5 protein-coding genes are annotated in these 11,817 nt (G+C 49.3%); 4 read left to right on the forward strand and 1 reads right to left on the reverse strand.

Features of this window, described 5'->3' with window-relative positions; genetic code table 11:
* The first annotated feature begins 36 nt into the window (after positions 1 to 36).
* Genes recC through recD form a run of 3 tightly spaced genes read left to right on the forward strand, consistent with a single transcriptional unit; the run spans position 37 to position 9,775 of the window.
* The gene (gene recC, locus Q4Q52_RS05950; RefSeq protein WP_311990082.1) at positions 37 to 3,744 is read left to right on the forward strand and encodes an exodeoxyribonuclease V subunit gamma; all 3,708 of its coding nucleotides are present in this window, start codon (positions 37 to 39) and stop codon (positions 3,742 to 3,744) included.
* A complete protein-coding gene (gene recB / locus Q4Q52_RS05955; protein ID WP_311990083.1) occupies positions 3,741 to 7,559 on the forward strand; it encodes an exodeoxyribonuclease V subunit beta in 3,819 nt (1,272 codons plus the stop codon). Before recC ends, recB begins: the two co-directional genes overlap by 4 nt.
* A complete protein-coding gene (recD, locus tag Q4Q52_RS05960) occupies positions 7,556 to 9,775 on the forward strand; it encodes an exodeoxyribonuclease V subunit alpha (RefSeq protein WP_311990084.1) in 2,220 nt (739 codons plus the stop codon). Before recB ends, recD begins: the two co-directional genes overlap by 4 nt.
* Positions 9,776 to 9,786: 11 nt before the next feature.
* Here recD and Q4Q52_RS05965 read toward each other — a convergent pair whose 3' ends face one another.
* Positions 9,787 to 10,245 (reverse strand): GNAT family N-acetyltransferase, encoded by a 459-nt coding sequence (locus tag Q4Q52_RS05965; RefSeq protein ID WP_300483119.1) that lies wholly within the window; start codon positions 10,243 to 10,245, stop codon positions 9,787 to 9,789.
* Positions 10,246 to 10,621: 376 nt separating this feature from the next.
* Between Q4Q52_RS05965 and Q4Q52_RS05970 the strand changes: the two genes are divergently transcribed.
* Entirely contained in the window at positions 10,622 to 11,635 is a 1,014-nt protein-coding gene (locus Q4Q52_RS05970; RefSeq protein ID WP_006087302.1) for a D-alanine--D-alanine ligase, read from the forward strand.
* Positions 11,636 to 11,817 lie beyond the last annotated feature (182 nt).

Raw genomic sequence — 11,817 nt, forward strand, 5'->3', positions numbered from 1 at the left:
TAGAATTGTTTTTACTGTCATCATGCCGAGTTGCACATGCTAAAGTTAATCCAGTCCAATCAGATGGAAGTGCTCTGCGCCCATTTAGCCGCTTACCTGACCCAACCCCTTGCTTTTGCACGTCTACTGAGTAACGAGCATATTCTGGTGCAGAGTCCTGGCATGTCGACTTGGCTACGCCTCGAAATCGCCAAACAAAATGGGATTGCCGCCGCATTGGAATTCCCACTGCCATCGAGCTTTACCTGGCAGTTGTGCCATGACTTATTGCCCGATGTGCCCAAAGACAACGCCTTCACTAAGGCGGCGATGACCTGGAAGCTGATGCAACTCTTACCGCGCATGTTACAAGATGACGCCTTTGGGCCATTGAGACACTATCTAAGTCATCAGCAATCCAGCACAAATGCCGCCGACACGAGTGATATGACAGCTGACGACATTAAGCTGTACCAACTCTGTGGCCGTATCGCCGATATCTTCGACCAATACTTAGTATATCGCCCCGATTGGATTTTAGCGTGGGAGCAAAACGAGCATCCCGAGTCACTCACCAAATCGCTGAATGAAGACCAACGCTGGCAACCCATTTTATGGCGCGCACTGATTGCCTTTAACCGCGATGAGCTTCATCAAAGCCATTACCACAGGGCCAACCTGCACAGCGACTTAATTGCCGCGCTGAATCATCCCGACACGTCACTCGCCAAATTGCCACAACGCTTATTTGTGTTTGGCATTTCCTCGATGGCGCCGCAAACCCTCGAAGTGCTTTACCACCTGGCAGGCCGTATCGATGTGATCGTGCTGGGCTTAAGTCCGTGTCAGCACTATTGGGGTGACATTGTTGATCCCCGTAATCGTGCCCGCATGGCGGTGCAATATGCGGGTAAACGTCAATTAGCAGAACTATGGGAAGATAAACTCGAAGTAGGCAATCCGCTGCTTGCCAATAACGGCAAGATGGGCCGTGAATTACTCGATATGCTGCTTGAGCTCCCCGCCGAACACTGCGACTTTGGCGACGATGTGTATTGTGAGCCCTGTGACGATCCCAACTCGCCACACAGTCATGCCAGCATGCTCCACGGGGTGCAATACGATATTTTAGAGATGCAAACCTTAGACAGAGTGCTAGGGCCTGATGCCGAGCTGTATCAGAATGTCAAGCACAGACGCCTGCTTAAGCGCGACGATGAATCCATTCGAGTCAAAAGTTGTCACAGTCCACTGCGGGAAGTCGAAACCCTGCACGATCACTTGCTTGAGTTACTCTGCAACCATGTCGACCTGACACCCAAATACATAGTGGTGATGATGCCCGATGTCGCCGCCTACGCCCCCTATATCGATGCCGTCTTCTCGGCCAAACAAGGCCTGCATTACATTCCCTACGCCATTGCCGACCGCGGCGCGGCGCAGGAATCACCGCTCATCAATAGCTTTTTAAATTTACTCGGGATTAATCAGAGTCGCTTCGGTCTGACCGACATTTTGAGCATACTCGAAGTGCCCGCCATTTTGCGCCGTTTCCAGCTCGATGACGATGAATTGCAACTCATCCGCCGCTGGTTAGATGAAGCGGGCGTGCGCTGGGGTCGCGATGAACAAAGCCGCCTTAAACAAGGTGTGCCAGCGTTTGCGCAAAACTCCTGGGCCTTTGGTATTAAAAGGCTGATTTTAGGTTACGCCTTGAGTGACGATGCGCCGCTCTATCAAGACCATCTTGTCGTCACTGGCATCGAAGGCCAATCGGCGCAGGCGTTAGGTAAGCTACTCAATTTTATTGAAGTACTCGATGAAACGGCGCAAATACTCGCCCTGCCGCAAGTGGGCGCCCTGCGTTTAGCGGAATTAACTGAGCTACTGGATGCCTTCTACGACACAGATGAAGACGAGCGCGAGCAGTTGCAGGAAATCCGCGATGCCATTGCCGCCCTAGAGCAAGAGTTACTATCGGCGGGTAAGCCATTAGATACAAACTCGTTAGATACAAGTATGTTCGAGACGCTAGCCCAACAGAGCATAAGCGGACTGAGCCTCAGTATCGAAGTGTTGCAGCAATGGTTTAATCAACGCTTAACCGAATCTCGGGTCGGCCAGCGTTATCTTGCGGGAAGCGTGAACTTTTGTACCTTGATGCCGATGCGCTCGATCCCCTTTAAGATCGTGTGTTTACTCGGAATGAATGATGGGGTTTATCCTAGGGTTCAGCATCCCGTCGGCTTTGATTTAATGGCGCACTTTGGTGCACGTAAAGGCGATCGCTCCCGCCGTCTCGATGACAGATATTTGTTTTTAGAAGCCTTATTGTCGGCGCGTGAGCAACTGTATATCAGCTATATCGGTCGCAGCGAACGGGATAACTCTGAACGTATCGCCTCTATGCTCGTCTCTGAACTGATTGAATATTGTCAGCTGTGCTATTTGCCTGAAACGCTATTGGCTCAATCGCAAAACGCTTCAAGCCCCATAGACCCAGAAGATGCTGAAAAAGCCCTCTATAACGCGATCGTCAGCCACCAGCCGCTGCAACCATTCGATCCTAAGTTGTATCAAGCCGCAGTACAACGTGATGACAAAGATGGCTCAAACATAGGCCAAAGTTACAGCCAGCAATGGTGTCCGCCCAATGCCGACGCTGCGGGCACACATGCGGGCCGCTTTATCGGCGCACAAACTCGCATCATGCTAGAAACAGTTGAGCTAGATCTAGTATCTGCTCCTCAGCAGCAAAGCAAGCAAGTGGATGTGTCTGCCCTGATCCGTTTCTTTCGAAATCCGGCGCAGTACTTCTTCAACCGAACGCTTAAAGTCGATCTTAGCCTTAATATTCAGGCCGATGATAATGACGAGCCCTTTAGCCTAAATGCCCTAGAGCGCTATATGTTGCAGGCCCAGTTACTCGACGATGCCATAGGCCAAGGTCTGACTGAACCCGATATCGAACTGATTAAACGCCTCAAAGCCAGCGGCAGTTTGCCAATGCAGCCCTTCGATGATTTGCTGCTACGCCAATATCAGCACGATATTAAGCCTTTGATTGGTAGAACCTTGTTCCTCAAGGGAGAACAAGCCAGCAGCCATGCGGATATTAAACTCCTGTTTGATTTGCCCATCACGGCGGGTAAATCCCAGCAAGTGTTACTGCAAGGCCGTATTGATGACATCAGCCCTAAGGGATTAGTGAATTACCGTCCCGGTAGCGCCCACGGCCGCGATGTGCTGAGATTATACCTTCGCCACCTGTGTTTAATGGCAATGGGCCACACACATGCAAGCTATCTTCTCGACATGGGGCATTTCCACGCCTTAGCGCCAATCACTGCTGAGCGCGCCCATGCGTTACTGGCAGATTTGCTGGTGCTGTTTTATCAAGGTCAGCAATACCCACTGTGTTTTATGCCGCGCACCTCACTGGCCTACGTCAGCTGCGAAGGTGAGCACGATGAGCGTTTGCAGCAAGCGTTACCTGAATGGCTGGATGAGCAGAGTCAATTGGGTGAAGGGAACGAGCCCCATTACCAACGCTTATTCAGTTTTCCGCGGGATTTCTCTGAGAATAGCTTTGGCGCATTAGCCGAGCGCATCTATCGCCCTATGGTGAGTTTATATCTCAAAGATACGCTGGCTCAGCTTGAGGAATTTGCGCTGAACGATGGTATGAGCCAAGGCCAAACTCCCAATGTACAAGCGACTGCAGCACATTTAAACCGCGATAGCGCACAGGGAGAGCAATCATGAGTGAACAGATGCAGTTAAACGCAGCGGCGTTACATTCAGCGGCGCAGGCGCTTGATCCACTCACATTGCCCTTTGGTGGTAGTCGTCTGATTGAGGCCAGCGCTGGCACAGGTAAAACCTACACCATTTCAGGTCTTTATTTACGCTTATTGCTTGGCGATGGCATAGCAGCGCCGCTCACCTGCGAGCAAATTCTCGTGGTAACCTTCACCAATGCGGCCACCGAAGAATTAAGGGATCGTATTCGTCGCCGTATTCAAGTCGCCTTTAAGTGCTTCTTAGGGCTAACGATTGCCGATCCCTTTGTGCAGGCGTTGTATGACAACACCCCAGAGAGTGAACGCGCCATTGCACTTAGGCGATTCGATCTCGCCCTTAAATCCCTCGACGAAGCGGCAATTTTTACCATCCACGGTTTCTGTCAGCGAATTTTATCGGATCTCGCCTTTGAGTCCTCCCTGCTGTTCGAATCGGACTTTACCTTGGACGACAGCGAGTTTTTACACCATGCTGTGCGGGATTTTTGGCGTGAGGCCTGTTATCCGCAGCCCGATTACTTAGCACAAATCATTGCCAAGGAATTTGGCGAGCCCGATGGTTTAGTCAAGCAGTTGCGACCGCTCCTTGGCGCCAGTCAAGCAAAGCCTCTGAAACCCGCGCTTAAGTTTGATGCCTTGGCCCTGTCACTGCGCCAGAGTTTAGAGCGCTTTAAATTAGCTTGGCCGCGGGGACGCGATGGCTTATTGGCATTGCTACACAGTTTGCCACTCAACGGCACCCGCTTTGGCAAAGCAACGGATAAATACCCCAAGCTCGCCGCCATGTTCGATGCGCTGGATAACTGGCTCGCCTTCGGTCATGGGTTGCCGCCACTGAAAGAGTTAGAAGCCTTGTCCTTGTCTGAGTTAAAGCTCAACAAGGGCGGCGTGATCCCAAGCGTGAGTGAAGCGCCGCTGATGGATCATATGGAGCAACTTGCCACATTGATTGCCGCCATTAAACCAGCATTTTTGTATAGTGCGAAACTTGGTATAAGCGAGCGATTTGCCCAGCAAAAGCAGCAAAAAAACGTACTGACTCCCGATGACTTGCTCACAACCTTAGCAAGCGCGCTACATGCCAATAATGAAACCTTGCCCAAAGCCGTGGCGACACGTTTCCCCGTCGCGCTTATCGATGAATTCCAAGATACCGATCCGCTGCAATTTGCAATCTTCTCTGGCATCTACCAAGGCCGCTACTCGTTTGAGCAAGGCAAAAACGATACAGAAAATAAGCTCAGTCTGTTGATGATTGGCGATCCTAAACAAGCCATTTATGCCTTTCGCGGCGCCGATATCCATACCTATATTGAGGCCCGTCATCATACGCAGGCCCACTATCATCTGGATACCAACTACCGCTCAAGCGCAAACATGGTCGCTGGGGTTAACCATCTCTTTAGCCAGCATCACGATCCTTTTATCAGTCAGTCGATCCCCTTTGATAGCGTGAAAACGCCCAGCAGTGCCAAGGGGAAAACCCTCACTGAAAAAACCGTCAATCCAGCCGCCTTAAGATTAAGACTCTTAAGCGAAAGCGCAGAAAACGGCCTCAACAAAACCACCGCCAGACACTTGCTCGCCGAAGATGTAGCGGCGGAGATCACCCGTTTACTGACAGATGCGGCCAATGGCGAATGCCACAGCCCGAAAGGGCCTTTAATCGCGAAAGACATCGCTATCTTAGTGCGGGATCGCAACGAAGCGGCTGTGATGAAAACCGCACTGAGTAAACGTCACATAGGCGCAGTGTTTTTAAGTCGCGACAGTGTGTTCGATACCCTTGAAGCGCGAGAAATGGCGTTAATTTTGCGATCTCTGGCGAATCCTAAGGATGAGCGGGCACTGCGCAGCGCCCTAGCCACGGCATTATTAGGCTACAGCGCCGAGCAAATTCATGCCTTCAACCAAGATGAAGAACACAGACAGCTGTTATTAGAGCAGTTTTTTAACTTGCACCAAGTGTGGCAGAAACGCGGCATCATGCCCGCGCTACTCAGCCTTGCCAATAGCACTAAACTGATTGACCGTTTACTGCACACCGCCAGTGCTGAGGTAGATACTCAAGAGCAAGATGCCACCAACGGCGAGCGTCGCCTGACGGATTTTCGCCACCTTGCCGAGCTATTACAGCAAAAGGCGACCGAGCTTGATGGTATTAGCGCCCTGCTCAATTGGTATGAACAGCAACTGATTGATAACACAGGCACCGATGAACAGCAGCTGCGCCTCGAAAGCGAGCAGAATCTGGTGCAGATCGTTACTATCCATAAGAGTAAGGGCCTTGAGTATCCCGTTTGTTTTGTGCCCTTTGTTAGCCTAGCCCGCGACAATCGCCGCCGCCCGACGCCTATGCTGTACCACAGAACCAACGATGCAGGTGAGCAAGAACTCGTATGGGATATCGAAGGCACGGATGAGGGTTGGGAGCGCGCCAAGCAAGAAACCTTGGCCGAAGACTTACGCCTGTTATATGTGGCGCTCACTCGCCCTGTGTATTTGTGTTATTTGTATATCGCTAATCACAGTCGTCAGCTTAAAAATGGCCTTAAAAGTCAGCTGCATGAAACCGCCATCGGCTATCTATTGGGCATAGGCGACTCAGAATGTGACTTTGCCCGTATCTGCAATGCTGCGCAGCAGCTCGCACAAGATGTGGAAGCCATAAGAATTGATAAGGTGACCGATGACATAGACGAGCGGCCATTGCCCTCAAGCCAAGACATAGCAAACATACTGAGCGCGAAAACCTTAACCCGCCAATACTGCACGCCGTGGCGAGTCGGCAGTTATTCAGGTCTAGTTAAAAATACCAGCCATGGCAAAGCCGCGCCTGGCGCAGATGACGAAGCATTAGGCTCACTTGAATATATGGCTGCGCAAACACTCTCAATTAATAATGAGCCAAGCCATGAGCCACAGGATGACATGCTCAATCGCTTTAACTTTGAGCGTGGCGCTAACGCAGGTAGTTTTATGCACTTAGTGCTAGAAGAGATTGATTTTACGCAGGCAGACAGAGACTTACCGCAGCAATTGCCTAAAGCTATGCTGAAATACGGTATCGCGCCCGAGTGGCAAACGGTATTGCACACTTGGTATCTGGATGTGCTGCATGCGCCGCTTGGGCTCATGCCATCAACAGTGTCATCAACAACAGTGCCAACTACAATGCCTTCAACATCGGCCTTAGAGAATAATTCCAAAACGCCCAAACCTGAACATCCAGATCTGTGCTTAGCCAAGTTATCGCCGCAGGATACCTTAGTCGAAATGGAGTTTTATTTACCTTTAAGCGAGCTTAAGGATACTGAGCTCAATGCGCTACTGCAGCAGTTTGGCTATGAGTCGACACTGAAGTTTGATGATCTCAAGGGCATGCTCAAAGGCTTTATCGACTTAACCTTTGAATACCAAGGTCAATATTACATCGCCGACTATAAGTCGAATCATTTAGGCGACAACATCAATGCCTATCATCAGAGCGCGCTGCAAAGTGCCATAACCGATCATAGGTACGATTTGCAGTACATCCTCTACTCATTGGCGCTACACAGGTATTTGAGTTTACGCCTGCCAAGTTATGACTACGACAGCCATATCGGCGGTTGTTATTACTTGTTCTTACGGGGAATGTCGGCTCAGTATCCCGGCTACGGTATTTATTACGACAAGCCGCCGAAGGCACTTATTCTCGCGCTGGATTCACTTTTTAATGACAATTTATTTCACAGCAGATTAGCTATTGCAATCGATACAGGAGTCACGGCATGATGCGCTCAACCCAAGGGCTAAATGCACATTCACTCACAGCCGCGAAATGGATAGACCATGGCGCAATTCAGCTTAGCGCGCCGCTAACAGAGCTGTTAAAACTGTGGGAGCAAGAACGACTGCTTACACCGCTCGACCGACATTTCGCACTCGAGATGAGCCACTTACATCCAAGTGACAGCCAACAACCCTTGTTTATTTTGTTGTGTGCGCTATTAAGCCAGCAATTATCTTCACAGCACAGTTGCCTAGTGCTCGCCCATATCGTGCCGCTTAATCCTATGGCCGAGCAAAATAGCCATTGTAAAATCAGTTTAAGTCTCGAAGCGCTCACAGAGACCTTGCAAAGCTTTGATGCCGTTGGCCAACATGGCAGTAACAAACCACTTATTTTTGATAATGGCAGACTCTATCTACAACGTTATCATCAATTTGAAACCTCAGTGGCCGCTTCGTTAATCCGCCTATCGGGAAGCGTATCTAAACACTCTGAAGAGGCAAGCCACAAAGAGCATACTCAAACCGCTAAATTGAGGTCACTGTTAGATCAACTGTTCCCTGCCAATGTGAGCGATCCCCATTCACTCACTCGCAATGCACTCACTACCAATGTAATCACTAAAAGTGAAGGCACACAAAGCGCAGCGACCATTGATTGGCAAAAGGTCGCCACGGCCACAGCGCTGGGTCAAAAATTGTCGGTGATCACTGGCGGCCCAGGCACAGGTAAAACCACCACTGTGACTAAGCTTTTGTTATTGTTACAAATGGAATCACAACAGGAAATCCGTTTAGTCGCACCAACGGGAAAAGCGGCGGCTCGGTTAAGCGAATCGATCAAAGCCTCAAAAGCGCGTCTAGCGAAGGAACTCAGCGCCCATACTGATGTTGTTGATGAAGCTCGCAATAGAAATAATCAAGACTTTTTAACGGCACTGGGGCGCATTCCAGAGGAAGCATCAACCTTACACAGACTGCTTGGGGTGATCCCCAATTCGCCGCACTTTCGCCACCATCAAGGTAATCCGCTTAGGCTCGACTTATTGATTGTCGACGAAGCCTCTATGGTCGATTTGCCCATGATGTATAAATTGCTGAGCGCATTGCCTGAGCACGCCAGTTTGATTTTACTCGGCGATCAAGACCAACTCGCTTCGGTTGAGGCTGGCGCTGTGCTCGCCGATATTTGTGCGGGCCTTAAAATACCAGTAGCTCCCAATAACCTTGCGCAAAATAACATAGCGTCAAACAGCCCTGCTCTGTGGCAAATGCGCTATTCCAAGGAACAAGCCGAGCGTCTGAGTGCTTTAACGGGTTTTGAGTTAACGCCCTATATCAGCAATGCCCCTAAACTTGGCGATAGCTTGTGTATGCTAATGCACAGCCACAGATTTAAAGGCGATGCAGGGATTGGACTGCTCGCCAGTGCCGTCAATCGTGCTGATCTTCAAGGTATTTTGCAGGTATGGCAACAGGGACCTGCAGAATTGAGCTGGTTAGAACATAGTATGATCGTAAGCCAAACCCAAGCCAAAGTAAGCGAGCCTGCTAATAATGTGGGACTCTATTTACTGCTGGAGCAAGCCTGCCAGCAATATGGCACTTATCTCAGCGCCTTGAATAGCGATACGAGTAATAGTGATTTAAGCAAGCGTCCAAGCACAGCTGACATCATAGAAAGCTTTAACCAGTACCGCATTTTATGCGCCATGCGCTCGGGCGATTATGGGGTCGAAGGCATCAATCAGTATGTGACTCAAGCACTAGCCAATACCAAGCTGATTAAACCGCTGCAGGAGTTTTATCTGGGTCGGCCGATTATCATCCAAAGCAATGACTATAACTTAGGCCTGTTTAACGGTGATATCGGATTGATTTTGCAGGATGAAGATAAACCTGAACGTTTAATGGCGCACTTCATCAAGGCCGATGGCAGCCTGTTAAAAGTCTTGCCAGCCCGTTTGCCCAGCCATGAAACCTGTTACGCCATGACAGTACACAAAAGCCAAGGCAGCGAATTTAGCCGTGTGGCTTTAGTGCTGCCACCGAGCCCCAGCTTAGCCCAATGGCAACTGCTGACTAAAGAGTTGGTTTACACCGCCATCACCCGCGCTAAAGTGCACTTTACCTGCTTAGGTACCCAGCACGTATTCGAGCGGGCCAGTAGCCAAGCCACTCAACGCGCATCGGGTCTTGCCGACAGGCTTTGGGGTTAAGTTAGGTTCGTTTAACTCAAGACTAAGCTGTAACGGAAAGAGGTTTTGGTAAACCCTATACTTTCATAGTATTGCTGTGTGGCAATGCGCTGGGTCGATGTTGTGAGTTCGAGTAACTGGCAATTCTCTTGCTTTCCCCTTTCTTTTGCAAAGGCGATCAACCGAGAGCCTATGCCCTGACCTCGCATGTCGGCATCCACTACTATCGCCGTAATGCGACAGATACGACTCAAAGCGGGGAAATAATCAAAGAACATCAAGACCATCACAGCAACAACTTGCGGCTCACCCTGCGCATTGAGTTGCTCGTATACCAGTAACTCATCAGTGCGAGAATGGGGATTATCTTGGCACTCGGTTAACGTCTTGGCTAACGCGGCCACAGGTAAAACATAACCTAGCTGCTCAAGTAGCAGTTGAATACTCTGTGCATCGTGTAACTGAGCTAACCGAATGTTTTTATTCATCATACAGATTTTACCCTCGTCATTTACCAAAACTCTTTACGATGACTTTCAACCAAGTATTCCCTACAACAATGCCATGTTGAAGCGCATCCCGAATGCTAATTTTTTTCGCGGCTATTCATCGCGGCTAGAAGTGATTCCACAGTTGCAAAACATTGGCAGTTAACCCCACAAAAATCAAAATAAACTCGCCAAATGCACAAGCCCTTATTTGCAATGCGATCAAATGCGTTAAAATTCACCACTTAATAGCCGCCAGTCAGCAAAACCTTGCACTCATAGGGACAAGAAAACTAAGATGACAGCGGTTGTACTATAGGATGATGTTCGTATTGCCACAGGCCGATATCATCCGATTTTGCTCACTTGAGGAATCACAATGTCTAAGATCAATCTGCTTTTGCTGTGCGGCGGCGGAAGTGCCGAACACGATATTTCATTAATGTCGGCCAACTATTTTGAAACCTCACTGGCAAAATCTGAGCAGTTTTCTGTGTTGCGCGTCGAGCTGGATAAATTCGGCCAGTACCGCACCGCCGCAGGTGACGACTGCGAACTGACCAATAGCCGCGAAATTCGCTTCCGTGATGAAAGCAAAACGCCATGGCCGGTCGATTATGTTATTCCTTGCATTCATGGCTATCCCGGTGAGACCGGCGACATTCAATCCTATTTTAATTTGATCCAACTGCCCTATTTTGGCTGTGAATCCGAAGCGAGCAGCAACTGCTTCAATAAGATCACCGCTAAAATGTGGTTCTCGGCCTTAGGTATTCCGAATACGCCGTATATTTTCCTGAATCAGTTCGATGATGCGGCGATTGAGCAAACCCAAGCGGCTTTAGCACAATGGGGATCGATCTTCGTCAAAGCAGCATCACAGGGCTCCTCTGTTGGTTGTTACAAAGTGGATGACAGCGATAAAGTTGCAGGCGTGCTTAAGGATGCGTTTGGCTATGCGCCCTATGTGATCGTTGAAAAAACCATAAAAGCCCGCGAGTTAGAAGTAGCAGTCTACGAGTACAATGGTGAAGTGGTCGCGACAGTGCCAGGTGAAATCATCTGTGATACCAACACCTTCTACACCTTCGATGAGAAATACGCCAAAAACAGTAAAGCGCGCACCGATGTTGTCGCGCAACATGTTTCAGCAGAGATCAGCGAACAGATCCGCGCCTATGCAATCAAGGCATTCAAAGGAATGAAGCTGCGTCATCTGTCGCGCATCGACTTTTTCTTAACCGCGGACAATGAAATTCTATTGAATGAAATCAATACGTTCCCAGGTTCTACGCCGATTTCTATGTTCCCTAAAATGCTGCAAAATCACGGTCATGACTTTACTGAATACTTGAGCCTAGTGATTAACGGTCAGCTAACCGCTAAATCTTAACGCTCGCCAACCTGACTCAATGTGAACGCAGATACAGTGTGCAGCACCCGTTTTCAGTAATAAAAAGAGCGCCGAAGCGCTCTTTTTATTTATTATATTTCAATGTGTTATATCTAAAACTTGAATTCTTACCTTACATCTAAATCCGATATCTAAATCAAACTGTCGCTGATTAAGCCGCC

Origin of the sequence: Shewanella sp. SP1S2-4 (assembly GCF_031932075.1) — a bacterium.
Classification (GTDB): Bacteria; Pseudomonadota; Gammaproteobacteria; order Enterobacterales; family Shewanellaceae; genus Shewanella; species Shewanella baltica.